General features: G+C 39.8%; 24 protein-coding genes and 1 pseudogene. 7 read left to right on the top strand and 18 right to left on the bottom strand.

Annotation, left to right across the window (positions count from 1 at the left end; all coding sequences use genetic code 11):
• Window positions 1-188: 188 nt before the first annotated feature.
• The 3 genes from I4641_RS02270 to I4641_RS02260 form a co-directional block, all read right to left on the bottom strand.
• A complete protein-coding gene (locus tag I4641_RS02270) occupies window positions 189-3,242 on the bottom strand; it encodes a peroxidase family protein (protein ID WP_229638801.1) in 3,054 nt (1,017 codons plus the stop codon).
• Between the two features lie 320 nt (window positions 3,243-3,562).
• The gene (locus tag I4641_RS02265) at window positions 3,563-4,222 is read right to left on the bottom strand and encodes an HAS-barrel domain-containing protein (RefSeq protein ID WP_229638800.1); all 660 of its coding nucleotides are present in this window, start codon (window positions 4,220-4,222) and stop codon (window positions 3,563-3,565) included.
• A gap of 40 nt (window positions 4,223-4,262) precedes the next feature.
• Window positions 4,263-4,451, bottom strand: a complete 189-nt coding sequence (locus I4641_RS02260) for an NAD(P)H dehydrogenase subunit NdhS (protein WP_304956519.1) — start codon at window positions 4,449-4,451, stop codon at window positions 4,263-4,265.
• A gap of 168 nt (window positions 4,452-4,619) precedes the next feature.
• Between I4641_RS02260 and I4641_RS02255 the strand changes: the two genes are divergently transcribed.
• Window positions 4,620-5,033 (top strand): hypothetical protein, encoded by a 414-nt coding sequence (locus I4641_RS02255; protein WP_229638799.1) that lies wholly within the window; start codon window positions 4,620-4,622, stop codon window positions 5,031-5,033.
• Here the strand turns inward: I4641_RS02255 and I4641_RS02250 are convergent, their stop codons facing one another.
• Both I4641_RS02250 and I4641_RS02245 read right to left on the bottom strand, forming a co-directional pair.
• Window positions 5,034-7,703: a CHAT domain-containing protein gene (locus I4641_RS02250; protein ID WP_229638798.1), complete on the bottom strand. Its 2,670-nt coding sequence runs from the start codon at window positions 7,701-7,703 to the stop codon at window positions 5,034-5,036.
• Between the two features lie 24 nt (window positions 7,704-7,727).
• Window positions 7,728-8,453 (bottom strand): response regulator, encoded by a 726-nt coding sequence (locus I4641_RS02245; RefSeq protein WP_229638797.1) that lies wholly within the window; start codon window positions 8,451-8,453, stop codon window positions 7,728-7,730.
• Window positions 8,454-8,650: 197 nt separating this feature from the next.
• On the opposite strand from I4641_RS02245, the gene I4641_RS02240 reads away from it, so the two are divergent.
• Window positions 8,651-9,019, top strand: coding sequence for a VOC family protein (locus I4641_RS02240; protein ID WP_229638796.1), 369 nt, complete (start codon window positions 8,651-8,653; stop codon window positions 9,017-9,019).
• A gap of 83 nt (window positions 9,020-9,102) precedes the next feature.
• Here I4641_RS02240 and I4641_RS02235 read toward each other — a convergent pair whose 3' ends face one another.
• A complete protein-coding gene (locus tag I4641_RS02235) occupies window positions 9,103-9,732 on the bottom strand; it encodes a 50S ribosomal protein L25/general stress protein Ctc (RefSeq protein WP_229638795.1) in 630 nt (209 codons plus the stop codon).
• Between the two features lie 103 nt (window positions 9,733-9,835).
• A complete protein-coding gene (locus I4641_RS02230; protein WP_263858093.1) occupies window positions 9,836-11,164 on the bottom strand; it encodes an adenylosuccinate synthase in 1,329 nt (442 codons plus the stop codon).
• A 97-nt stretch (window positions 11,165-11,261) separates the two neighbouring features.
• Between I4641_RS02230 and I4641_RS02225 the strand changes: the two genes are divergently transcribed.
• Together I4641_RS02225 and I4641_RS02220 are read left to right on the top strand one after the other, a co-directional pair.
• Complete coding sequence (locus I4641_RS02225; protein ID WP_229638793.1) at window positions 11,262-12,524, top strand: dihydroorotase; 1,263 nt, start codon at window positions 11,262-11,264, stop codon at window positions 12,522-12,524.
• Window positions 12,525-12,609: 85 nt separating this feature from the next.
• Window positions 12,610-14,805: a bifunctional diguanylate cyclase/phosphodiesterase gene (locus I4641_RS02220; protein ID WP_229638792.1), complete on the top strand. Its 2,196-nt coding sequence runs from the start codon at window positions 12,610-12,612 to the stop codon at window positions 14,803-14,805.
• A 29-nt stretch (window positions 14,806-14,834) separates the two neighbouring features.
• On the opposite strand, the gene I4641_RS02215 is transcribed toward I4641_RS02220, so the two are convergent.
• The 6 genes from I4641_RS02215 to I4641_RS02190 all read right to left on the bottom strand — a co-directional run bounded on the left by I4641_RS02215 (window position 14,835) and on the right by I4641_RS02190 (window position 18,889).
• Entirely contained in the window at window positions 14,835-15,518 is a 684-nt protein-coding gene (locus I4641_RS02215) for a DNA/RNA non-specific endonuclease (RefSeq protein WP_229638791.1), read from the bottom strand.
• A 126-nt stretch (window positions 15,519-15,644) separates the two neighbouring features.
• Window positions 15,645-16,598 carry an asparaginase gene (locus I4641_RS02210; RefSeq protein WP_229638790.1) on the bottom strand — a complete coding sequence of 318 codons (954 nt, stop codon included), beginning with the start codon at window positions 16,596-16,598 and terminating at the stop codon, window positions 15,645-15,647.
• 62 nt (window positions 16,599-16,660) lie between these two features.
• A complete protein-coding gene (locus I4641_RS02205) occupies window positions 16,661-17,164 on the bottom strand; it encodes a CGLD27 family protein (protein WP_229638789.1) in 504 nt (167 codons plus the stop codon).
• An 8-nt stretch (window positions 17,165-17,172) separates the two neighbouring features.
• The gene (rsfS, locus tag I4641_RS02200; RefSeq protein ID WP_229638788.1) at window positions 17,173-17,592 is read right to left on the bottom strand and encodes a ribosome silencing factor; all 420 of its coding nucleotides are present in this window, start codon (window positions 17,590-17,592) and stop codon (window positions 17,173-17,175) included.
• A 70-nt stretch (window positions 17,593-17,662) separates the two neighbouring features.
• Complete coding sequence (gene yqeK, locus I4641_RS02195) at window positions 17,663-18,235, bottom strand: bis(5'-nucleosyl)-tetraphosphatase (symmetrical) YqeK (RefSeq protein WP_229638787.1); 573 nt, start codon at window positions 18,233-18,235, stop codon at window positions 17,663-17,665.
• A 93-nt stretch (window positions 18,236-18,328) separates the two neighbouring features.
• Window positions 18,329-18,889, bottom strand: a complete 561-nt coding sequence (locus I4641_RS02190) for a hypothetical protein (protein WP_229638786.1) — start codon at window positions 18,887-18,889, stop codon at window positions 18,329-18,331.
• A gap of 149 nt (window positions 18,890-19,038) precedes the next feature.
• Here I4641_RS02190 and I4641_RS02185 point away from each other — a divergent pair, with 149 nt between their 5' ends.
• Complete coding sequence (locus I4641_RS02185) at window positions 19,039-20,244, top strand: glutathione S-transferase family protein (RefSeq protein ID WP_229638785.1); 1,206 nt, start codon at window positions 19,039-19,041, stop codon at window positions 20,242-20,244.
• Window positions 20,245-20,261: 17 nt separating this feature from the next.
• On the opposite strand, the gene I4641_RS02180 is transcribed toward I4641_RS02185, so the two are convergent.
• The 5 genes and pseudogenes from I4641_RS02180 to I4641_RS02165 all read right to left on the bottom strand — a co-directional run bounded on the left by I4641_RS02180 (window position 20,262) and on the right by I4641_RS02165 (window position 24,024).
• Window positions 20,262-21,149, bottom strand: a complete 888-nt coding sequence (locus I4641_RS02180; RefSeq protein WP_229638784.1) for a sigma-70 family RNA polymerase sigma factor — start codon at window positions 21,147-21,149, stop codon at window positions 20,262-20,264.
• An 83-nt stretch (window positions 21,150-21,232) separates the two neighbouring features.
• A pseudogene (locus I4641_RS24075) lies at window positions 21,233-21,418 on the bottom strand (DUF1830 domain-containing protein); the annotation flags it as partial.
• 72 nt (window positions 21,419-21,490) lie between these two features.
• The gene (locus I4641_RS02175; protein WP_229638783.1) at window positions 21,491-22,300 is read right to left on the bottom strand and encodes a glucose 1-dehydrogenase; all 810 of its coding nucleotides are present in this window, start codon (window positions 22,298-22,300) and stop codon (window positions 21,491-21,493) included.
• Window positions 22,301-22,391: 91 nt separating this feature from the next.
• Complete coding sequence (locus I4641_RS02170; protein ID WP_229638782.1) at window positions 22,392-22,607, bottom strand: NblA/ycf18 family protein; 216 nt, start codon at window positions 22,605-22,607, stop codon at window positions 22,392-22,394.
• Window positions 22,608-22,734: 127 nt separating this feature from the next.
• Window positions 22,735-24,024, bottom strand: coding sequence for a D-alanyl-D-alanine carboxypeptidase (locus I4641_RS02165; RefSeq protein ID WP_229638781.1), 1,290 nt, complete (start codon window positions 24,022-24,024; stop codon window positions 22,735-22,737).
• 202 nt (window positions 24,025-24,226) lie between these two features.
• On the opposite strand from I4641_RS02165, the gene plsX reads away from it, so the two are divergent.
• On the top strand, window positions 24,227-25,291 hold the full coding sequence (gene plsX / locus I4641_RS02160; protein WP_229638780.1) for a phosphate acyltransferase PlsX: 1,065 nt from the start codon (window positions 24,227-24,229) through the stop codon (window positions 25,289-25,291).
• 34 nt (window positions 25,292-25,325) lie between these two features.
• Window positions 25,326-26,324 (top strand): beta-ketoacyl-ACP synthase III, encoded by a 999-nt coding sequence (locus tag I4641_RS02155; RefSeq protein ID WP_439655317.1) that lies wholly within the window; start codon window positions 25,326-25,328, stop codon window positions 26,322-26,324.
• The last annotated feature ends 53 nt before the right edge of the window (window positions 26,325-26,377 follow it).

The following is a 26,377-nucleotide window of genomic DNA, read 5'->3' as shown; positions in this document are numbered from 1 at the left end:
AACAAGGAAATTATTCAGTTGAACGTTTGCTGTTTAATTAGGTGGAGCTACTTATAAGGGACAACAAAAGATCCCTATCTTGGCAATAAAAAAGGGATAGAATAAATTCCATCCCTCAAAACAGTCTATTTAATTTGATTATCTGAGTTCTAGAAAATTCTAACTAATTCAAGATTTGCCAACAAAGTTTAGATCTCTGCTGATAATGGTTGAATATAATATGCAGTGCCAGTCTCATCAACACCTTCCAATTGATAGTCAGGGAGATTTTCTATGACACTATCTCTTTCTATTAGAGAAGGAGTATAGAAGTGAGCATCAACCACTGAGTTATAGAAACGATACAAAGGTATTGTTCCTTCAACCTGGGTATCATAACCGTGATAAGTAATTCCTTCGTAGGTGTAGTTAGGTAGATTTTCAATAATTGAATCTCTTTCTACATCAGCGATGGTATATAAGTGGACTCCAGTGCTGGTATTAAAGAAGCGATACACGGGTTTTGCCCCTGTCAACAAATCTTCATCCTGAGGAACACCAACATAAGCTTCACCTTCAAATTCATATCTGGGTAGATTTTCAATAATAGAATCTCTTTCAACCTCAGAAGGAGTATAGAAATGAACTCCCTGGTCGCGAATGAAGAAACGATAAATTGGCGCGCCCTCAGTAACTTCAGGACTTTGAGTGTAGTTGATGATCTGTTCGCGGTTCACATTGTTGATTTGCTCGACCGAACCTCCGCTAAAAGATCCATCTTGACTATAGAAATCAGTGATAGTGAGGTCTTGCTCTGGGTTGAGGATACCGTTTTGGTCAATATCTAGCAAAAGATCGCGACCAGATTTCTTAATTCCCAATCCGCCTGGACGTGGGTTAGATAAAGAAATTTCGACTGGTGCGCCATCAGCATCAAGAATTTGTAGAACATCACCAGGACCAGCTTCTTCTATAATTTCAACTCCACCATCAATGCGATCGAGATTCAGAATAAAGGTGTCGTTATTCAATCCACCACTAAGGACATCTCCGCCTCCTTCAGCGACCAAGGTGTCTGAGCCATTGCCACCAACTAAGGTATCTGCGCCAGCTTGACCGACAAGACTATCAGAACCAAGTCCACCGAGGATAATATCGTCACCATCTCCACCTTCAATAGTATCGGGGCCTCCGTTACCATAAATGAAGTCAGCTAGTTCTGTCCCTGTAAGGAAATCTCCTTGTTCTGTTCCTGGAATTTCAGTTTCATAAGGAACAGTAAAAGCATCATCAGGGACTAGTTCGGGAGTAGAAACATTGTCGCGGATGATATCAGCTAAACGAACGTTAGCAATATCTAAATTGATCGCATTAGAAACAACACTTAGGAAAGAATTGGGATCTTCCACTTCGTTTTGATAGAAAAAGCGATCGAAGTCTCTCAATCGAGCAAATTGGTCGCCAACAATTGCGCTAAAAGTGGGTCCTAATAAAACTCCTTCTTCTGCTGGTAATTCAGCCAAGCCAGCCAACCACAGGTCTATTTGTCCAACGTTGTCATAAGCTTGTTCGAATAAAGCTGCAACATCTTCGCCAAAAAGAGCGTCTAAGTCGTCAAAAGTCTCAATGGGATTATCGGGATTGAGGGAGTTATATATATCTTGATAACTAGCAACACCTAAATCTCGTCCGCGTTGAAGGTTGATGGCAACTAAATCTTGTCCGCCACTTCCTGGAGGACCAAATAAATTATTACGAACCCCATCGATAACACGATGGTCGGCATCATTAGCCTGTTGGTAGTTTAGACCTACAAGGATATCGTCAAGACCATTTTCGCTGATTAATTGAGGTGTAAAGAAAGCATTTCGCAAAGAAATACTGTCTACTCCGTTGTTATCAACAGTACGAATATTGTCTGATAATAAAGTATGTCCTAAGCGATAAGCTGCACCAGAAAACTCAGCAGCAATATCAGGAGTAAGAAGTTCGGGATCGATTGTTACAAGATCGTCTGCACCTTCATTACCAATCAATATAGGAAGAAATTCTTTGTAGGTAATGACTTGGTTTTTGGCTGCAACTACTGTTCTAGCTGCTTCATAGATAAATTCACCGCGAATCGCAGCTTCGCTAGGTTCAAATCCTAATTCTAGAGAAGGTACATAGACATCTTTGAAGTCTTGAAATGCTTGGTTGAGTTGAGGATCGTCTTGGGCATCAAGATGGAAAGTAATTTTGTCAGCGATCAAATTATGTTCGCGAACTAACAAGGTATGAATGGAAATTAATCCTACTTGTTCGTTGATCCGAACGTCTCCAGAAATAAACTCTTCTTCGTTGGGGACATTAAGGGGATCTGCGTTGGGAGAATCGGCACGGTTGTAAGGAGGTAAGATTTCTCCAGAATTATTATTAGGATCGCGTCCGTTACCAAAAGCTCTACCATCAGTACCATAAGGACTTTCAGTAGTTAGGAGTTTGCCATCGTAGGGAGATTCTCCTGGGGGTAAAGGAATCAGGATTGTTTCTGGGCCTTCGGCATTTGCGTCTCCGCTTAGTTCTTGTCCTTCTCCTACTTCTTCACCTAAGTTATTTCCTTCATCTGCGCCTCCTTCACCATCGAGTTCAAAAGATTCTCCCTCTTCTTCTACTTCTATTTCTAGAAATCTCCGTCCGTCGATTTCAACTACTTCTCCGAAACGACCTTCGCCAAAGAAGCTGTTACCCAAATCTGTTCTTTTGGCTGCTGCTCTAGGATATACAGAACCATATCCATTGGAACCATCAATAAAAGAAGTAATTTCGTTGACTACCTCTCTGGGACTTCCTTCAACTCCAGTCCCATTTTCTGCGGGAATACGAGATACAGGAATAGAGGGGAATCCTTCTCCAAAAAGAATATCATCTTCGTTAAGTGGGATGTTAAAGTTTTCATTAGGATCGCCCAGAATGTTACTTCCTTCAGAAAGTCCTAAATCATGGTCAAGGAACTGACCCCACTGCCACAGCCAGTCACTAGCGTTTACTGGATTACCTAGTGCATCTCCTTGGGGAGCAATAATATTACTAATATCTCTCGCATTGGGAAGACTTAAAGGAAGCTCGATTCCGCCTCCTCTGGGTTCGTTAAAACCATCTTCAAAAGCAGGATCGAAAAGATGAACTAGTGGTGCTTCAGTTTGACCGGGATAAAACCCTCCTTCTTCGTCAAATGGTTGGTTTTCAGTACCATCTATGTTGCGAACCTGAATATCTACCATGTTGTGTGACCTCTCTTAAAAGTATTAAAAGCATAAAATTAAGCCAAATAACTTCAAAACGCTTATTAAGCTGGATTAAATAACTTAATAAGTCTTTAAAGTTTAGTTTTATTGTGGATTGTTCTTTTTTTTAATCGTTTAAACTTGTTTTTTTTTTAAAGTTTAACTGATCGAAATTTAGATAAACCACTTAGACTATTAATGTATTACGATTTGGTTGTTTATTTTATGCAGATAATATAAAACTTTTTAATTAATCTGATTTTCTTGCGCTGTTTGAAGCGATCGATGCACCTCCAAGTAAACTACTATTAGCAGGATTAATAATGAATTTGACTGAGAATGTAACGCAAGCGATCGTAATCGTCTTTTAAAAGAGTGCTAAGGGTTCGACCGACATTTACCAACCAATCTCGATTTGCTTGTCTTTGACGATATACCTCCCGCACGGAGGCAGCAACTAGGGATTCAACTGGTATGTCTTTGGCTTGCAACAGAGTGCGGAGAAAGTCCAAATTCTCAGTAAACTCGATCACTTCTTCGCGATCGCAATGATAGACAGATTGATGTATCTGAGGAGGACGAGGGGGCAAATATTGATACATTTGACCCAAGCTGTTGCCGTTGTTGTTACTCGGGGCTTCAAAGCCGACAATAGCAGCTTTGAATTCGGTTTTGAGCATGGCGAATATCTGGGGTTGCTGTTCTCGCAATTCCTCCAAAGATAAACCCAATGCCCTCGCGCGGTGAACTGAATCTATGGGAGTAGTAGTTACATAGGTAACTACCGATAAAATTTTATTACCAGATTCTTCATCAAAAGATTTGATCCAGCTACCAAAAGGAGGCATAACTGGAAATTTCAAATCTTCTGGTTCGAGACATTGGGCTAAATATTGAGTGGTTGAGGTTTCGATCACTTCTCCAATATGTTGGGGGTTGCGATCGTCGAGTGTAAACTGAGGTAAAGGAAGACGCATTGTTTTGTAATAGCAAGAAGCAATTATCAATAAAATAGCGTTATTTTTTCTTCTTGGTTAAATCGACTGCTTCTAGTTCGGATAAATTGAAAGTTACTAGCTTATCCCAATTGCCACCTTCAAACAATACTGCTACTCTACTGTCGTCTATACGCTGTACCAAACCCTGAAAATTGTAGTAAATATCATCAGAGTTAGTAATTTTTACGGTTGAACCAGGTAATATCATCATTGTTTTAAAGGCGATCGCTTTGTCTATGGTTTATTTTATATAGCTTACCAAGTAAATTGTTGCACTTCTATGGCTTGAGAATCCAACTGTTTTTATTTCCAATAATTAGCTTGATATAAACTAAACAAACAAGCTTCCCCACCACAAATCATAAAAGTATTAATAATGAGCGATCGCATTGGTTCGATCTTTGGTTTTTTAAATGGCACAATCGTTACTATCGAGTCGGGATACAAGGTTTTTCCCCATCCCCAGCCAGACAAAATCTTTAAGAGATTAAGCGATGCTAAATGGTTTTTGGCATTGAGATGGTGCGACGATTTCTCTACCCCCGCAGGTATTATTAACAATACTGGCGAACTTTCATTTTTCAATCAGATTGTTCTAGAAATGGGCGAAGAGAATTTTATTCCGCAAAAATATAGATTGGAAATATTTACTCACTGTTTGCCCCTAAAACCCAACGAAACTATTACTTACGATCTTGTTGTGGAGGGCAAAAATACTCTGGAAATAAGAGCCTTAGAAATAGATCCTCGCTATGGCAAAGTGGCATTGGTAAGACAACTCGATCGCTGACTATTGCCAATTACCAAGCATTACATAAGCCGACCAAAAAGCAGGAACTTGCCAGTCTTTGTCTAATTTCTGCCAAAGCTCTAACTGGGCTAATCTCAGTGCTTCGGCTTTACTAGAGCCTTTTTTTAGCTGTTGATAGAAACTTTGCATCAGTGCTGCTGTTGATGCGTCATTTACCTGCCACAAAGTTCCCAGGGTGCTTAGTGCGCCACTTCTGACTGCAATCCCTGCTAAACCTAAAGCCGCACGGCGATCGCCCGATGCGGTGTCGCAAGCACTCAAGACTAATAGATCGATGGGTACGCTGACTATTTTGTTACGCCGAAGCAGAATGTTACTAAAATCTTCGATGGTGAGTAATTTTTGCCACATCAACAAAAAGGCTTGATTAGGATCGGAGCTAAATTGACCGTGAGTTGCGATGTGAATATGGGAGGCAGAAGTTAAATTGATTTGTTCGAGCAAGCTATCGGGAGTAAAGTGATCGTTAATTAATATTTGACTCTTATTTTGCTTAAATATGTTTAATTCTGTAGAGACAAAATTTAAAGCAGGGAATTTACGTTCCCCCACCTCTAATGTTTGGGTAATCCCCCCTGCCAAAAACGAAGAGTTTTCCGCGCTTTTTTGAGGATTAAGCATTCTCAACCCAGGAGTCAAGGCGATCGCATATTTTTCTAAGAGATATTCTTCTCCGTCATACAAAACAGACATGGGAATATTCTGCATGATAGTATCCAGTACAAAAACTAGATTATGGGGTTTTTGAGTTGCTAAGTCTTCAGCAAAAGGTCTAATTAAGACATCGTATAACTGAGCCGACAATCCCCTGACTTCATTGGTGCGATCTGGCTCGGTAATATATTGACGCAGTTGTCTAATTGTTTTTTCTAATTCCCTTTGGGCGATCAATTCGGTATGGTGGCGGAACAATTTGTGGGGATGACTATCAAGGGTATCGTTCATCACCATGATTACTTCTAGGCGATCGGGTAAAATTAGGGTGTAAATGACGGCTGTATCTCCATCTAGGCGATCTATACTTTGGGAGTCAAAGGTCGTGCAAGCATCTTGAAAATAATTATCTAATTCTGCTAATTGAAGCGATTCGATAGTCTCTATAACTGTCTCTAAATCTTCGTCTGTAACAGATTCGCTATTTAACAAGAGATTGGCATATTCCCTATAAATAGGTTCGATTTGTTCGTAAAAATCAAACTGGATTTCTCTGCTCAAGGATGCGGTATCTTTACGCAAATCGGCTAAAGTGGCTAAAGAAGTTTGATAACTAGAGATCGCCAATTCTTTTTGATGGTTACGAGTATAAATTTGTCCTAGTTTCCATTGCCAACGATATGCTATCTCTGGAGCATGAACTTGTTGCACTAGGTTAAGGGCTTTTTGAATTAATTGTTGTGGCGTAGTATCCAAATTTAGGTTTTGGCGCGTATGTAATGAACCTAAATAGCCCAGCCCATAGGATTGAGCGCGTAAATCGCCAGCTTTTTGAGCCTGTTGAATTATCTCAAGATAAAGATCGCCAATATCTTGCCAGGTATACTCAATAGGGACTCTATTTTGTTTGAGTCGTTCCAAATCCAGGGCAAATTTAATCTCAGCATATAAATTTCTTTTACTGGGGGAAGCATTAGAATCCAACTGAATCTGGCTGACTAGTTTTTGTGCTTTAGACCATTGTTGGGTAACGACAAATAATGATAATAGGTTTAGCTGGGCTGGTAACTGATAGGTACGAGCAATCTTAGAAGAAGCTCGATAGTCGATGAGTTTTTGATAATATTTAATTGCTTTTCCATTATGAAAGCTAAAACCAGCCAGATTATCAATTTCTTTGTTCCGTAAGGCGATCGCTTTATGAATATTGGCCCAACTCAACCAGATCTTCGCTTCTGTTAAAGAGGAGGGATGAGAAAAACTGGAGTTAATTGCTTCGCTCCCTCGAACAAATGTTTCTGCTTGAGACAATTTTCCTTGCAACAGCAAGCTATTACTAATAATATTTAACCCTTCAACTTGCCAAGGTTCAGGCTCTTTTTTTATTTCGGCGATCGCCTTGCTAATTTGAGACGGGGTTAAATCTTGACAATCATAATCTGAATAATTAAAAGCCTTCAAAACACTATCGCAAGAACGGGGATAAAAACCCATCTTCGACAAAATTTGAGCTATATCGAGTAGGCTACCCGCAATACCCAAGCGATCGCCTGTTTTGCGGTACAATTCTTCCGCTTGTTGCCAATGCTCTAAAGCCAGCCTATGATTTCCTCTAGCAAATTCAAAATGACCCTTAGTATTCCAAATTTGGGCAGATACCTGAGTTTTATTGTTACTAGATGCAACAGACTCTAATAAACTAAAACTATCTACAATATTTTTCTGAGCTAAATCCCAATTACCTACTTGTTGTTGAGCTAAGGAACTTAGGGAAAGTATTTGGGCTTGCTGTAAATATTTTCCGCGCCTTTGGTACAGTTGATGGGCTTGCTCTAATAATTTAATCGATCGATTGAATTCTCCTTGCTGATAATATTCTTGAGCTTGTCTTACTAGTTGGTGGGGCAAAACCTCCGCAGTCAAACTATGACTAGATATAAAACTGAGAGTTAATCCCAGCATCAAGATAATGAGAAATCGCCACCAAGATTTCATAAAAAACACGGAATATATTGATCTTTATAAACTAAATAGAAGCACAAAAGTTGCCAATACTCCACCACAAAGAATAATAAAAATACCAGATTGCTGAAGAAAAGCGATTTTTTTGTTTTGCTTATCTATACGATTACTCAGAACATATACTTGCTTTTCCAGATTCGCATATTGACTTTCTAAATAATCTCTACTATTGCTGCGACGACTTCTGCTATCGTTACTACTACTTGGTTGATTGTTTCCACCTTGACGCAACGTTTCTAAATACTGTGACTGCTGCAATATCACATTTTTTAATTGTTGTAGTTCTTGAGCATTGGCTTCGGAACTACTAACTTTATGTAAGTATTTTTCTAACAAACCAGGCCCTAATTGAAAATAGCCCTTGTAAGCAGAATAAATCGCGTTAATTAACTCTTTTGATGGAGTATTTTTTAATAAATATCCTTTTGCACCGACTTGCAGTGCCGTATTCAAATATGAATCTTCGTTATGAACGCTAATAATTAACACTTTAGTGTCAATAAACTGCTCAGAAATAATTTTGGTTGCAGTTAGACCATCTAAAACAGGCATTTCAATATCCATTAGAACGATATGGGGTCGACAAACTTTCACCATATCTAAAGCTTCTTGACCATTGTTGGCACAAGCAACAAATTCTAAACTAGATTCTTCTTCGATATAACCTTTGAGAATTTCTTGAACTGTTTTCTGATCGTCTACTATTAAGACTTTGATCGTCATACTAGTAATATTTTTTTAAATAGCTATAAATAAAAAGTATTAAGAAAAAACTAATGTATTTTGAATGATCTAAAAATCACCTTTTAAAATGAGCTGAAAATAGAATAATTATCACAGATAGATAATTTCCCAGTTAATTAAATTATTTGATATTCTCTACTATAAGTATATTCATAGATAATTAGTTTAAAGATTAGATGAATTTTAATTATTTTGATGTTTTTTTAGCGATTTCCACCGACAATATTCCAACTTTGAGCGATTTTTATAGTCAACTTTTGCAAAGAAAACCTGATGTTTATCATGACTCAGTTTATGCAGAATTTAAGCTAGAAAAGCTACGCATTGGCATTTTTTCGCCAAAATCAGAGCGTCAAAAAGAGTTTGAAAATTTGGGTAGTAGCATGAGCTTGTGTATCGAAGTAGAAAACTTAAACCAAGCGATCGCAACTTTAGGGGAGATGGGTTTTCCTCCACCAGGAGAAATTATAGAAGCTTCTCACGGAAGAGAAATTTATGCCTACGATCCTGGGGGAAATCGTTTGATTTTACATCAATCAAAATAACCAATATAAAAACCAGAGACACAAAATGTCTCTGGTCATGAGTCAATATTGCCAAGGTGAGATCGATTCCTCAAGGCGATCGACTAACTTTCTGTTTTGACTGTATCTACATTTTGCTCGATTACTTCTGTTGCGCCATCGCTTTCTTCAGAAGCGGGTTTGGCTGGTAAAACAACAGAAATCGCAGTACGATCTGGGTCGTCAAGAACAGTGGCACCTTCAGGTAAAAGAATTTCTCCTACGTGAAGAATATCACCGATCTTAAAGTTGGTTACGTCAATTTTAATAGATTCGGGAATATTACCTGCAAAACAGGAAATCTGTAATTCCGTCATGATTTGCTCGACAATACCACCTTCTTTAGTACCAACAGCATTTCCTGTCAAGATAACTGGGACAACAATCTCTACGGTTTGTTTTGCCGAAACAGTAAAGAAGCTAATATGATTCAAAGTTCTTTTCCAGGGATGAGCCTGCACTTCTCTAATTAATGCCTTGCCATTCCAAGACATATCGGGAACTTTGATATCGATCAGAGTGTTATTAATTGCTGCTTTTCTCAAAAGCATTTGTGCTTCCTTAGTAGGAATGGTCAAAGATACAGAGTTCGATCCGTCGTGTCCGTACAAAGCAGCAGGAATTAGTCCTTCGCGACGCAATGCGCGGGGTTTACTCCCTTCGGCTCTAGTTTTGCATTCAACTGTAATGTTCATGGTGTTTAACTGATTTGACGATAACTGAAATGTGGTTAAAATTTAAACCGATCGAGAAGATAGTTAATTTACCCCGATCTAAAAGACAATAGTCTAGGGACAACTATACTGGAATGCCATCTGCATCGAGCAAGGCTCGTTTGGGACCGTGAATGGGATCTTCTACAATAATGGTCTGGTCGCGACCTGGCCCCACCGAAACAATGGCAATAGGAACTTTCATTAATTCTGCCAAGTACTTGAGATAGTTGAGGGCATTGTGGGGCAAGTCTGATAAAGAACGACATCCCGTAGTTGATTCTTGCCATCCAGGAAGAGTTTTGTATACTGGCTTGCAATTAGCAAACTGACTGGCATTCGTCGGAAAATGATGACAAATTTCACCATCAATTTCGTAAGCCACACAGATTTCAATTTCTGGTAATTCATCTAATACATCTAGTTTAGTGATTGCCAAACAATCCAAACCATTGATGCGTACTGCATAGCGACCAATTACAGCATCAAACCAGCCACAGCGACGACGACGACCTGTAGTCGTGCCAAATTCGGCTCCCTTATTTCCCAACAACTCTCCCACGTTGTCATTTAACTCTGTGGGGAAAGGACCTTCTCCGACGCGAGTAGTGTAGGCTTTTGCCACACCAATCACGCGATCGATAGTAGTAGGGCCAACTCCCGCTCCAACACAAGCTCCCCCAGCAATGGGGTTAGAAGAAGTAACATAAGGATACGTTCCATGATCTAGATCGAGTAAAGTACCCTGGGCTCCTTCAAAAAGAATATTTTTTTTCTCTTTTACTGCTTCATATATTTTAAGAGAGCTATCTATCACAAAGGGGCGTAAAAACTCTGCGTATTTTAGATACTCTGCAATTACTTTCTCTGGGTCTAAAGGAGGTAAATTATATAGTTTTTCTAAAATTACGTTTTTATAATTGATTGTCCACCCAAGCTGCTTTCGTAGGTGTTCGGGGTTCATTAAATCTAAAACCCGAATTCCAGTACGTTCTGATTTGTCAGCATAGGTAGGGCCAATTCCCCTGCCAGTCGTACCAATTTTATATTCTCCTCGACTTTCTTCTGATGCTTTATCGATCTCGCGATGATAAGGCATAGTTACATGAGCTGTCTGAGATATATTTAGGTTATCTACCGTCACGCCTAGAGCTTTTAATTGCTCTATTTCTTCAATTAACACTTGAGGATCGATTACTGTTCCAGAACCGATAATACACTCTGTTTTGGGATATAAAATTCCAGAGGGAATCAAGTGCAATTTGAAAGTTTGTTCGGCTACGACAACAGTATGTCCTGCATTAACTCCACCTTGGGAGCGTACCACGACATCTGCCGAGCGACTTAGTAGATCGGTTATTTTTCCTTTTCCTTCGTCACCCCATTGGGCTCCGATCACGATAACATTAGCCAAGAGTTTATTTGAAAGCTAAAGTTTACACAAACTATTATTATGGTTATCCGCAGTACACGATGTCAACTTTTATTTAGTTAAAAATCACAGGTAGAGAATGGAATTACTGCAACAAGTAAGGTTAATTGACCCCACTCAAGGAATCGATCGCTTGTCAGATGTATTAATAATTGAAGGTAAAATAAAAGCGATCGCCGCATCAATCGCCGAATATCCCGCCCAAACTCGAATAATTTCAGGAGAGGGCAAAATTTTGGGGACTGGGTTAGTCGATCTATATAGTTATAGTCAAGAACCTGGTCACGAATCTAGGGAAAGTCTGTTGAACCTAGCACAAGCTGCTGCTGCGGGGGGATTTACTCAAGTAGGAATTTTACCCAATACTACCCCCCAAATTGAAAGCGTAGAAATTTTGGCGGGAATGCAACAAAAAAGCGACTCGATCGCGAGGCAGTTGTTTACTCAGCTAAAATTTTGGGGTGCTGCGTCTAAAGAAAATACTACCAAGCAGATGAACGAATTGGCAGAGTTGAAGTCAGGAGTAATTGGTTTTAGCGATCGCTATAGTTTTGGGAATCTCAACTTATTGAAGCAATTACTAGAATACGTCCAACCCTGGAATAAGACTATTGCGATCGCTTTAGATCGGAATGAGTTAGCAGGGAATGGAGTCGTCCGAGAAGGAGATGCATCAATTCGCTATGGTATGTCAGGAAATCCTGGTTTTTCCGAAGCGGCAATTATTGCTGCTGTTTTAGAAATAGTGGCAGATATTCCGACTCCCGTTCATCTAATGCGGGTTTCTACTCAAAGAAGCGTAGAATTAATTGCCGATGCCAAACAAAGAAATATTCCCGTCACCGCTAGCACAACCTGGATGCACCTCCTGTGGGATAGCGAAGCAGTGGGTAGTTATGACCCGAATTTGCGCCTCGAACCTCCTCTAGGTAATAAAAGCGATCGAACTGCTTTAATTGCAGGAATTAAGCAAGGAATCATTGATGCGATCGCGATCGACCATCGAGCCTATACCTACGAAGAAAAAACTGTTCCCTTTGGGTTAGCACCACCAGGGGCAATTGGTTTGGAAATAGCACTGCCTCTTTTATGGCAGGAGCTAGTAGAAAAAGATCGACTTTCAGCACTGGAATTGTGGCAAGCTCTAAGTACCAATCCTTTGTTGTGTTTGCAACAGCAACCTATAGAAATATCTCCAGAACAAAATTCTAATCTCATCCTATTCGATCCTCACAAAACCTGGGTAGGAAACCCAGAAAATCTAAAATCTCCTGCTGCCAATACTCCCTATTACAACCAAAAGATCTCGGGTAAAGTAATGAGAATAATAACTAATAACTAATAGTAATCAAAAAGTTAAAAGTTGTTACTTTAGAATTTAATTTGGGCATTCTAAGGTGGTAATCCTCGATCTGGTAGCCTATTGAATGTCTAATCAGGAAATGGCAGGAATTTTAGAACAGCAAAATTCTCTCTTAAGCCGAGTTGAAGAAGTTTTAAGCGAAAATCAAAGATTGAGACTTCAATTTCAGGAACTAACTGAAAGAGAAGCCCTTTTTCGGCAAATTGCCGAAAATGTCCGCGAAGTATTCTTTGTGATCTCAGCTAAAACAGACGAAATACTTTATATTAGTCCGACTTACGAAAAAGTTTGGGGGCGTAGCTGTCAGAGTCTGTACGAAGAACCTCAATCTTGGCTATTTGCCATTCATCCAGAAGATTCTTTTAAGGCTCTAGCGACGATTGAAACCCAGTTTAGGACAGGGGACGATTTTGAAGAAGAATATCGCATTATTAGACCAGACGAATCTATTTGTTGGGTAAGAGTACGAGCATTTCCCGTCCGAGATGTGATGGGTAAAGTAAATCGCTTTGTCGGAATTGCCGAAGATATTACTAATCGTAGAGAATCAGAAGAAGCCCTCAGAAAAAGCGAAGAACAATTTAGGCTTACCTTTGAGATGGCTCCTATTGGGATGGCAATCAGTAGTCTTAAGGGTAAATTTCGGCGAGTAAATCAGGCGTTGTGCGATGCTTTAGGATATACCCAAGAAGAGTTGTTGGGGGTTTCTTTTGCTGAAATAAGTCATCCAGAAGATTGGGAAGCACATCGTAATTTGGAACAGTTATTAATTCAAGGAAAAGAAACTGATTTTCAAATTGAAAAACGCTTTATTGCCAAAGATGGTCGCATAGTTGATACCTTGCTGAAAGTGCTGGTAGTTCATGATAGCGATGGCAAGCCCTTACATTTCAACAATCAAATTGTTGATATCACCGAACGTAAATCGATGGAGAAACAACTGCGTCATGATGCCCTTCATGATGCCCTTACGGGGTTGCCCAATCGAGCTTTGTTTATGGATCGGCTAGAACAACAGTTAAAAAAAAGTCAAAATAATGAGAGCTATTTATTTGCTGTTTTATTTCTAGATTTAGATCGCTTTAAAGTAGTTAATGATAGCGTGGGGCATTTGGTAGGAGATAAATTATTAATTGAAATTGCCCGTCGCCTAGAAAAATCGATCGCCCCAACGGATACGGTAGCTCGTTTGGGGGGAGATGAGTTTACAATTTTGTTAGAAAATATTGCCAGTAAATCCGAAGCAACTTTGGTTGCCGAAAGTATTTATCAAACCTTGACTTTTCCTTTTCACATTGACGGATACGAGTTATTTAGCACCGCTAGTATTGGCATTGCCCTGTCGTCTGTGGGATACGATAAGCCAGAAGATATTTTGCGGGATGCAGATGTGACGATGTACAGTGCCAAAGAACAAGGAAAGGCTCGTTATGAGGTTTTTGATAATTCTTTGCGCGATCGCGCCTTGCTTAGATTAGAAATAGAAACCGATCTTCGTCGAGCCTTGGAAAGAAAAGAGTTTGAAGTTTATTATCAACCCATCACTTCTTTAAAATTGGGAATTTTATCGGGTTTTGAAGCTTTAGTGCGATGGAATCATCCTACCAAAGGTCGCATTCAGCCAGGGGATTTTATTCCTATCTGTGAAGAAACTGGTTTGATTGTACCTTTGAGTAATTGGCTACTCAAGGAAGCTTGTCAAACTACACGCAGTTGGCAATTAAAATATCCCGAACATCCAGCCATTCGCATGAGTATTAATCTTTCAGCGCATCAATTTCGCGAATCGCAATTGATCCAAGAGGTTGAAAGCGTGTTGCAAGAAACGGGTTTATCGGGCAAATGTCTGAAGTTGGAAATTACGGAAAGTACGTTAATTGATAATTTAGACACCGTTACCGAAATTATTCTTCACTTGAGAGAAAAAGAAATTCAGTTTAGTATTGATGATTTTGGCACTGGATATTCTTCTTTGAGCTATTTGCATCGTTTTCCCGTAGATACTATCAAAATCGATCGCTCTTTTGTCAGTCAAATGCAAGCAGAAGAGAATTCTGCCATTGTTAAGGCGATCGTTACTCTAGCCCATATGTTGAACATGGATGTGATTGCTGAAGGCATCGAAACTACGGCTCAATTGGCTCAATTGCGCTTGCTACAGTGTGAATACGGTCAAGGCTTTTTCTTTTCCAAGCCACTGAATAAAGCCCAAGCAGAAGCTTTAATTGCTAGTTCGCCAAAATGGGAAACGGTTAAGTGATAATAGATCGCCGATCCGATCGATTATTATCATCGTTCGATTTGTTGCTGTAAAGCTTTGGGGAGGCGATCGAAAAAGTCGTAGCCTGTTTTTTTCTCTACCGTATTAACAGGTACTATATAGTCTCTCCAATCTGTATTTGCTACTTCTTTGGAATTGGGTATCCAAACTGCAATAGTTTGAGCGTTGTCAGTTGTAACTTCGTCTCTGAGTCGATCCAAAATTAGCACAACTTTCCAATTATATTTTTGTACCACAACTCTATTTTTGGCGATTGCTTCGGCTAATTCACTTCCTCCCGCCACAATATAAAGCTCTTTTCCCTCAAACACGAGATCGCGACAATATTCTTCAAACTCCCGCCATACTTCTCTATTGTTAGACGGGGCTTGAGGAATAATATTGCTCATAAAAAACGTGGCACTATTATCTTCTTGGCGACGAGAGCGATCGCCACTTGGAACTAAATGTCCGCGATCGTAACCACTACCGCGATAATCGTTGGGTTTGGAGGCGTAACATTTTTCTGGCAAGTCTGGATCGGGACGAAAATCATCAGAGCGTTTGATTACTCCCAGCCAACTGCGATTTAGTTGCCAACTAGCCCAGTTAGATATTCCTGCACTGCAATTATAAGAGAGGGCATATTGAGGACGCTCGATTAAATAGTTGTTACGTCTAGTTGCAGCTTGGCTGGGATTGCCATATTTCAAATGTACATTTTGAGAAACCTTAGAACAACCTGTCAGTAACAGAATTATTACTAATAGAGTAATGCACGATAAATTTGCGAGAATTGACTTCTGTTTTGCCGTCACTTTTTTTTCAGGTGAGGTTAGTTATAAGATGGATAATTCTCCGATAGTTTCAAGACGTTTGTAGGGAGTTAATTGAACAAAATTATCTGAAAGTATTTCAGCGATCGCAGGAGAGATCCACCCCATCTGTCTGAGTACTTGAATTGCTACGGCATATTTAGCCCTTCTTGCTCCATCTTTGACTTTGATTGCTAATCCCATCCCTTGACCGATTCTACCAACGCATTGGATGCCTTCTGCTCCTGATTTACTAACTAATTCGCCTTCGCTCAATCGCATCAATTCACTATCGAAAGCACCTTCTCCTGAAATTAATCGAGGATAATATGTCATGGCTCTAGCAATACGCTCTAAATCTAAACTATTTCCTGCTGCTAGCTGGGCATATAAATGCGCTATCTGCTTTAGCTCCATAGAATAGGTTGGCATACCACAATCGTCCTTTGCACCAATCAACTCTTCTCCAGGCATTCCTAGTAATTCTGATATTTTGGTCAAAATTAATTTTTGTACGGGGTTAGAACGGTGTAAATAAGTGTTTAGAGGCCAATTACGATTCTGACAGACAGCCAATACTCCTGCGTGTTTCCCAGAACAGTTATGTTGTAACTGAGTGCTTTTTCCTGGGGGGATAGGACACTTGAGATGATTTGGATCTACATCAGCTTGCCAAAGTATGTTAAAAGCTTGTCTGGCTTGTTCTGTATTTCCCTGGTGAGAACTACACATAATTGCCAAGTCGCGATCGCTTAGGTCGTATTTTTGTAATGTCCCAGTGCTGGTAACGGCTAAGGCTTGAAAAGGCTTTAAAGCCGAACGAATAAACGCTGATGTCTCGGAATTTCCTGCAACTAGCAATACTCGTCCTCGACTATCGCAAACTGTTGCTTCTACTTGATGAGATGATTCGACAATTCCTTCTCGAAGAAGATGGACTTCTAAGGTAGGTGTGTGAGTTTTTTTTCCCCTAGTCATTCGATATTATATTGACAATATTAGTAATAATACCTTTTTTGAATAATTGGCAGGCAATCAGTTTAACCGATAATTAGCCAAATTAAACTACTTAAAGAGATCGCCATCCCTAGTAAACCATAAGTCTTGTGGAATCGAGCTAAGATGGGTTCGATTTCGTAACTAGCGACTAGGCGATCGCGATTTAACATCCCAGTAGGCTTAATCCAAGTTTGTCCGTCATACCAGCCCGACTCTTCATAGAAAATACGATCGCTTTTGAGTCGATCTTTAATATATTGCCAGCCTAAATAAATCCTAGATATAAATATTCCTGTCAAGAGACAAATGCCAACCAAACTAGACAAAAAACCATGAAACCAATCGTGTTGAGGAACAAACACCGACATTGCTAGGGGAATGACTAAAATCGCGCTCCAAAAGCAAACCCAGGCTATTTTTTGGCTATATTGACCGATAGCTAGAGTTCCCCAGTCAAAGAGCCACGATTCTTTGAGCTTTTCGTATTCGTTGATGGGTTGTTGTTCGATGGGAACAGGACAAAAGTTTATCGTTGATTTATTCATAAGCGATTTTAACTAGACTGGGAGATATATTCAATGCGCTCGGCATGTCCCCAAAACGCTTCTAGATTATAGTATTCTCTCTCTTCAGGAAGAAAGATATGGACGATAACGTCTGCATAATCTTGCACTATCCAGTTGCCTTCTCGCTTGCCCGAAACTCTGACTGGTAATCGATGATAGTTGTCTTCAATTCTTTCTTCAATCGATTCGGCGATCGCTTTTAGCTGAGTGCTAGAGAACCCCGTGATAATCACAAAGTAATCTGCCAAATAAGAAACGTCCGATACATCTAGCAAGACAATATCTTGGGCTTTTTTTTCTTCTGCTGCACCCGCTATTTGTAAAGCTAATTCTTTACTATTGACAGCGATAGTAGTTTGAGTTTGTTGTTCGATAGCGATCGCTTGTTCTGATGATAATTTACTCATTCAAATATGTTTTAAAGTTTTATGTTTAGATTGGGACGGGCTTTATTTCGGTCTTTCTTTTATTCAGCAATCAATTCTTCTTGGCTTTGGCTAAAGCCCAATTCCTAGTCAAGATAGTGCGGGGATGGATGATTTTTTGTTGACTTACTAAATATTTTAATGAATAATCACTGGTTTGCCGTACACATTTGTAAAGATTTTCCCTGGCTGTAGCCCGCATCGCGTTTAATTCTGCATTGTCTCCCCGATTTGGCTCAAGAGCATCGGCTATAAAAACTAGACAGCTTAACTTGCTCATCCCTGGCGTACCTAATGTGTGATTGGCGATCGCTTTAAGTATTTTGGGATCTTTAATGTCAAATTCCTGTTGTGCTACTACCGCACTAACATCGGCATGAAGCAAATGAGGAGATCGAAGACATACTTCATCTATGGTTATCTTGGCTTCTTCAGCAATTTTTAGCAATTTTTTGGGCGGAAAGAACTTTGCCAAATCGTGCATCAATCCTGCTTGGGCTGCTTTTTCCTGATTAAGTTGATGACAGCGAGCTAGATCGATACAGGTTTGCTCTACACCTAAAATATGCTGCAAGCGATGCTGAGAAACATTTTTCTCCAGCCAAGAAATAACGCGATCGCGCATAGGATATGGTTAATTTAATATTTGGAAACAATAATTTCAGTTATTATAGCCTAGTATTTTTAATGAAATACAAAGATAATAATAAATAAAATCTCATTTTCTCGATCGCATTTGAGGAATATGTTTAATTATAGGTTTTCCAGTCCATAGGATTACGGATAAATAATTGTTTGGTCTAGAAACAGCCTTAAAACCTTGATCTACTGGATTTACTTCCAGAAAAAAGATTTCCCAGCAAGGAGGTTCGAGTACCCATTTAAGGGAATTATTTGACGATACGTTAAGTTGCCGTATTGTTTGAGTAGAATACAATACATCTATAGCATTGGGTTTAAATTTATACTTAGAGGCAAAATATTTGACATCTTCCCAATTATCAATCAGTTTTTGATTGCTGAGTAAATGCTCCTCATGCTCAGAACAAGTTGCTCCCACTAAAGAAACTAATCTAGTACAAATTGCCTCAACGCGAAGGCAGTCGCTTTTTAACAGATCGGCTTCTAAAGTATTTAAAATGGCATTAGATTTAGGCGACCATACTTGAAATAAAGAGTTGCGATCAATAATGATTTCTCTCAATAATAAATTAGGAAATTCCGCTTTTGGGATGGAAGGAGCGATCGCTAGTTTTTGGGGAATAAAAGAAAAGAGCATCGAAGCCTAAAATATATGGATGTCTAAAAAAAATTAATGACAAGTCTAGCTTGATACTTTTTTGGCTCTAAATATCACCTCTAATGCAATAATCACATCCTAAAAGTGAAGCAATTACATATTAAGTTTATTAATTTATGTTGGATGAAATGACAACTCCCCTTACTTGGCAACAATTAACAGAACTTACTGACTGGAAAATAGATCCTGTCAACGGCTCAACTAATGCTCAATCTACCTTGCGCTTATTTGGCAAAACTGAAGCAGATGTACGGATAACTTTATTTCGGGATAATCACGCTTGGTGTCCTTACTGTCAGAAGATTTGGTTATGGCTGGAAGAGATGCAAATTCCTTATCGCATCGAAAAGGTAACGATGTTTTGCTATGGCAAAAAGGAAAGCTGGTACAAGCAAAAAGTACCGTCAGGGATGCTACCCGCAGTGGAGTTAGATGGAAGAATCATTACGGAAAGCGATGATATTTTAATTGCTCTAGAAAAAGAGTTTGGCGTACTGTATTTGGGAATGGAGGATTCCCAAGTTTTACCCTTACGACAGTTAGAAAGATTACTATTTAGGGCTTGGTGCGTGTGGCTTTGTCAACGCTCAATCTTTCCTGGACAAGAAAAAAATAGTCGCCAGCAATTTATTGAAACTGTAGCTTTAGTAGAAGAAGCATTGGCAAGTACAACTAGCCCATATTTCTTAGAGGAGTTTAGTACTGCGGATGTTATCTTTACTCCCTACGTAGAAAGAATGAATGCCAGCCTATATTATTACAAAGGCTATTCTCTGCGAGAATCAAATCCTCGTTTTTCTGACTGGTTTGACGCCATGGAAACCCGATCCACCTATCGCGGTACACAAAGTGATTTCCATACTCACGTCCACGATTTACCGCCACAAATGGGGGGCTGCTATTCTAATGGCGAACCCCAAGCGTTAGCCCATCAAGAAAGGGTCGATCACGGTGCTTGGTTTGGACTACCCGATGTTACCTATCCCGAACCCGAAACTTCTCGCTCTGAAGCTTTACAACGAGTAATCAAGCATAAAGACAACATTATTCAAGCTAATCCTGTTGAGGCTAATTTATTCGATCCAGCCTTACGCTGTGCTTTAACTAAAATGATGACGAATCAAACCTGCAAACCGCCATCAGGATCGGATGTTGCTCTGCGCTATTTGCGGGATAGAATCAGTGTACCTAGAGATATGTCAATTTATGCAGCAAAAAGGTTGCGTACTGCCCTAGAGGAGACTGCTGCCCTAGATGGCGATCGCCAATCCGCAGCAATTCCCGTTAGACACCGTTACGATCAAAATCCCGCTAGTTTTTTAGCAAGTTCATAGTCAGGAGAATTGATTGATTATCCCGCTAGACTGGAAAGACCGATCGCTCTTTTCTTCAGCAATTTCATTGCCTTGTTTTTAATTTGTCTGACTCTTTCGCGACTGATACCACAAACGTCCCCAATTTGTTCGTAAGTCATAGTCCGACCATCTTTTAGACCATAACGGAGAGTAATAACGTCTCTTTGTTTGGGAGATAGAGTATGGAGTAAACTTTGAATTTGGGCGCGAATTTCTTGACTGGCTACAAAATCAGAGGGAGAAGCAGAATCATCGGGTAATATTTGTCCCAACTCAGTTTGATTTTCGTCAATAGTAGTGTTGAGGCTTTTTGGTCTAGTAATCCTGGCTGATTGTGCTAGAGATCTCAATTTTTTTAAATCCATATCTAGCTCGGCTACAATTTCGAGATCGCTTGGTTTGCGACCCAACTTTTGCGATAGTTGGCGAGTTGTTTTTTTGATCTTATTTAAGTCTTGGGTGATATGAATGGGCAAACGAATTGTGCGAGCGTGATTGGCGATCGCTCTAGTCATAGCTTGTCTAATCCACCAATAGCTGTAGGTAGAGAATTTATAACCCTTACTGGCATCAAATTTTTCCGAAGCTCTCATCAAACCAATACTGCCTTCTTGAATCAAGTCAAGCATTGATAAACCTCGGTTTTGATATTTCTTGGCGATCGAAACGACCAAACGCAAGTTAGCCTGTACAACTTTTTGTTTGGCTCTTTGTCCCAAGTGAATAATTTGTTTCTCTTCTGGAGTCAAATTTTCTCGATCGAGTAAAGGTAGCATTGCCTGAATTTGATTGGCAAGTTCAACTTCTTCTTCTGCTTTTAATAATGGAGTTCTACCAATTTCTTTGAGATAGTCTCTTACGCTATTGTTTGAATTATTTGCCATGATTTCTTTTGATTAGTTTAATTTTTTGATGGTTATCGGGTGTTTTATATAGGAATTAAAATTGATATTAGTTATCTTTCACTTCAAGACCGAAGCAAGCAATACAATCTGGAATTAGTCCCAGATCTATCACGAACTGATACGAACTGAATTTCTAATTTGCAATCATTATCCGCCATCAAGAGAAACTTTTCTGTAGGAAAAACAACTCTTTTACATTGCCTGTTCTCAATTTCATTAATTTTAGCAATTATAATTTTGGAAGATTCATGAGTGTAAGAAGATAATTTTTGCTGCTTAGCACTAGATTTGAGTGGAAAAAATAGGTTATTTTTGTTTGATTATTCTCCCGCAGACCAAGGTTCGAGAAAGTCGGGATAAAGAGTTAGACCTCCATCTACAAATAAAGTTTGTCCCGTAATATAGGCAGCATCATCAGAAGCCAAGAAAGCTGTAATTGCTGCCATTTCTTCTGAAGTTCCAACTCTCCCCATAGGAATGTGGCTTTCTACTTCTTTTTTCTTTTTTGGATCGTCTGTCCAGCTATTAATTGGTGTTGCAGTAGCCCCAGGAGCGATCGCATTAATCCGAATACCATGGGGTGCATATTCTAAGGCTAAGGTTTTGGTCATGTTTTCCATTGCACCTTTGCTCATGGAATAACTTATGTAGGTCGGTCTGGGTATGATTTCATGAACGCTGGAAACGTTGATAATAATGCCACCACTACCCCGATCCAGAAAGTGTTTGATCGTTTCCCTCGCGCAGAGGTAAGCACCCCGCAAATTGACCTGAATTACTTTATCGAAATCCGCAGTCTCTAACTTGTGAGAAGGCGCAGCAGTTTGTATACCAGCATTGTTGATCAGAATATCTAGACTACCCAGTTTTTCAACAACCTCGTGACACATCCGAATGATGTCGGCTTCTTCGGATACATCTCCTTCAACCGCCAATTCTTTGCCACCGCAACCCTTGATGCAATCGCACATTTCGTCGATTAACTCTTTGGTTTCGGCGAGTTTGTCTGGATCGTTGCGATAATTGAGAGCAACATTAGCACCTTCCGTCGCAAAATAGGCTGCGATCGCCTGTCCGATACCTGAAGTTGCCCCTGTGACTAAGACAGTTTTACCCTTTAACCCTTTCATTTAATAATTTCTTGTGTCTGCTTTAAAGACTAGTATCTAGCAATTCTGTGGGAGAACACATCCCTCTAAAGCAATAAACTCAAGGTTTATGCTAACTGTGTTTTTTCGCACCAAATAGCATATCGACAATATCTTTTTCTTGATTGAGAATCAATGCCTTATATATATTGTCCTTATAAAGCATTTGTTGGTGCATCTGAATCAACAATTCTTGGGCTTCTTCGCGATTCAACTGAGCAACGCGATCGCCGAATATTCGGTGACTTAATTCTTGCTCCATAGAAAGGCTGTTTTCTAATCTATCCATGATTTGATTTTGGGTTTTTGTGTTCGTTTGTTAAATAGATTGTAAATAATTTTTAAGATATCTTGACTCTATAAGAAGTAGTAATTTCCGCAATTATGTTTTTCAAGATATAAGACAGATATTGTCTCTAACGCACTACGACATTTCGTCTAGGATCGCCCAAAAACCAATCCTGATTATTAGCCAAACCAAAATCATGGGGCATCAATTCCCATCCCGCAACCAATTCATTTAACAACCAGTCTTGTTGTTGGCGAAAATATTGATATTGACGACCATAATTAATAATGCTGAAATAAACATTGCCCTTGTCTTTTGTTGGAATAACTCCAGCTAGCGCGCTGACATTATCTAATGTTCCTGTCTTAACCGTCGTACCAGTAGGTAAACTGCGATTTTGTACCGTACCGACTAAATCTCTTCCTGCGGTGGGGAATAAATCCGTTGCTGCAAGAGAATCATTTTTAAGTAAGCGATCGATCGCCATTAACATCTGACAGACTGCGCGGGGAGAAATACGATTGGCTTCTCCCAAACCAGATCCGTTGATTAACTCAATTTCTTCTGGGGGAAAGTTAGCAATATCTGCTGAAGACTTGGCTACTTCCTTTGCACCGCCTAAAGAGTCAGCTAACATCTGTGCCATCTTATTATTACTATAGATGTTCATCTGTCTGAGAACTTCCCCTAGAGGTAAAGACTGATGAGTGATGAGTAGTCTCGCACTGGCGGGTATATCTTTGATAGACTGAACTTGTCGGGCGATCGCAATTTCAGGTTGAGGCGTACCTGCTGGCATTTGTAAATATTGCTTGGTTATTTCAGATTGCCATAAATTAAAATCTAATCCTTGTTTGAGTAACTCTCCTGCTTTTTTTGAATTATGCTGATAGTTCATATAAAATCTATCTGTTATTAGCAAATCACCCTCAATTTTTCTAATACCCAATTCATTTAAAGCATTGCCTAATGCGATCGCTTCTTCCCAAACAAACAGAGGATCGCCGTTACCTTCAACAATCAAATCTCCCGTAACAACACCTCTTTCAATTTTTCCCGTACTGTAGATATTGGTAGCAAATTGATGCTTGCTGCCCCACTTATCTAATGCAGCTAAGGTTGTGGCAATTTTGGTTAAAGAAGCAGCAGGAAGGGGCATTTTACCCTGCTTAGTGGCTAGAGTATTCCAACCCGATTGAATCCAAACTCCCTGGCTATTATTGATTATGTTTCGCTTGTCTAAATCTTCTAAATAAGCTCGAACAATATCTTCGGAAACTGCATCTTGCTTAATCTCAGGAATCATAAAAATAGCCGTCTTGTGCCAAGGGAAAAATTCCAAAGGTTTCAACTCATTCTGAGGTTGTCCCCAGATATTCAACCAAGCAAACAGGCTCAAAGCAATTAAATCTACCATCCAGATCTCTCCAATCTGCCCATAATAAGGAGAACTTATAGTTAAAAAGTTAAAATAATCTTAACTACGGTCAAGATCCTTTATAACTCTTCTGTTTTAGATGTGTGAAGACAGGTAAACTTCTCTAGCTATTTCTCGTAGATAGTAGGGAGATTTAACCTTAGACTGTTAAAATTTGTAAGGCTTCTATAAAATTTGCTAAATGGGATTAACGCGCGCAAGAATCGCAGTAGACGCTATGGGGGGAGACTTCGCCCCAGAGGAAATTGTTGCAGGGGCAATCAAGGCTTCGGCAGAATTAGATTTAGATGTCTTACTGGTGGGAGATAAACAACAAATAGACTCTCTTGTTGAGAAGTACAATAGCAAGGAAACAGCATCAGTTGAAGTTATTCATGCCGAAGATGTCATTACGATGAAAGAAGAACCCTTAACAGGGATTCGTCGTAAGCCTAAAGCCTCGATTAATGTGGCAATGGATCTGGTTAAGGGCAAAAAAGCCGATGCGGTAGTTTCTGCGGGGCATTCTGGCGCAGCAATGGCATCCGCACTACTCAGATTAGGACGTCTCAAAGGTATCGAACGCCCTGCTATTGGAGCAGTTTTACCCACTATTATTCCTAACAAGTCAGTCATTGTCTTGGATGTTGGAGCAAATGTTGATTGTAAGCCTAAGTATTTAGAACAGTTTGCCTTGATGGGGACTATTTATAGTAAATATGTTTTGGGTAATGAAGAGCCTCAAGTAGGTTTACTCAATATTGGGGAAGAATCTTCCAAAGGAAACGAATTAGCCCTAGCTACCCATAAATTGCTAGCCGATAATAGCCAGATTCCTTTCTTGGGTAATGCCGAAGGAAGAGATGTGTTATCTGGAGAGTTTGATGTTATTGTCTGTGATGGCTTTGTAGGTAACATTGTGCTTAAATTTGCCGAAGCAATTGGGGAAGTGATGTTGCAAATTATGAAGGAAGAATTGCCCAAAGGATGGCGGGGTAAAGTCGGCACGGTATTATTAAAGCCTAATTTGCGCGATATTAAACGTCGTATTGATCGCGCGGAACATGGAGGCGCATTGTTGTTTGGAGTAGCAGGAATCTGTATTATAAGTCACGGTAGCTCTCGTCAGGGTTCGATGTTTAATGCTATTCGTTCGGCAAAAGAAGCGATCGATAATGACGTATTAGAGAAAATTAAGTCCTACAACAATCAAAGATTAGAATCGGAAAATAATCATACTGAAGCAGCTTCAGCAAGTTCTAAGTAATCAATAACAAGAGTGCGAGTAACGGAGTGAAACATTGAACAACATGGGTGCGGGTATCGCGATTACTGGATGTGGTTCGGCTGCACCAGCAACAGTTCTAACTAACAATCATCTGGCACAGATGGTAGAAACCTCTGACGAGTGGATTAATACCCGAACAGGGATGAGAAATCGTCACATCGCCTCCCCCACCGAATCATTGAGTCAATTGTCTGCTGTTGCTGCTCAAAATGCGATCGCTATGGCAGGAATATCTGTTACGGATATAGACTTGATTATTTTGGCGACTTCTACCCCCGACGATATGTTTGGTAGTGCTTGTCGAGTTCAAGGTTTAATTGGCGCGACTAATGCGGTAGCTTTCGATCTAACGGCTGCTTGTTCGGGCTTTATTTTTGCTCTGATTACTGCTTCGCAATTTATTCGCACTGGGGTATATAAAAACGTCTTAATTATTGGTGCAGATGTTTTATCTCGTTGGGTAGATTGGTCAGATCGCGCCAGTTGTGTCTTGTTTGGCGATGGTGCGGGGGCGATAGTCTGTCAAGGTACTCACGAAAGCGATCGCCTACTTAGTTTTGAGATGTATAGTAAGGGTAGTCAAAACGACTCTCTTAATTTGAATTACCAAAGTTGTTCCAAACCTCTGGTAGATGGTATTACGGCGCAAAATGGTAATTATCAACCAGTCAGCATGAACGGTAGAGAAGTCTATCGTTTTGCCGTGGCAAAAGTTCCAGAAGCTATTGGCAAAGCGATGTTTCGGGCAAATCTTACTGCTGAAGATATCGATTGGTTACTATTGCATCAGGCAAATCAACGCATCATGGATGCAGTAGCCAAACGTCTCAAGATTCCTGCTGAAAAGATTTTAAGCAATATAGCTGAATATGGAAATACCTCCGCAGCTTCTATTCCCCTCGCTTTAGATGCTGCGGTGCGAGGAGGTAAAGTTAAACCAGGAGACACAATTGCTGCATCGGGTTTTGGTGCTGGTTTGACTTGGGGTTCAGCTATTTTTAAGTGGAAATAAGCTAAAAAGAGCGATCGCTTTCACCCAGTCACCCAGTTATCCAGTTAGGTTTT

Source organism: Waterburya agarophytonicola KI4 (genome assembly GCF_020640915.1).
GTDB lineage: Bacteria > Cyanobacteriota > Cyanobacteriia > Cyanobacteriales > Xenococcaceae > Waterburya > Waterburya agarophytonicola.
This window is presented reverse-complemented; position numbering and strand designations above follow the sequence as displayed.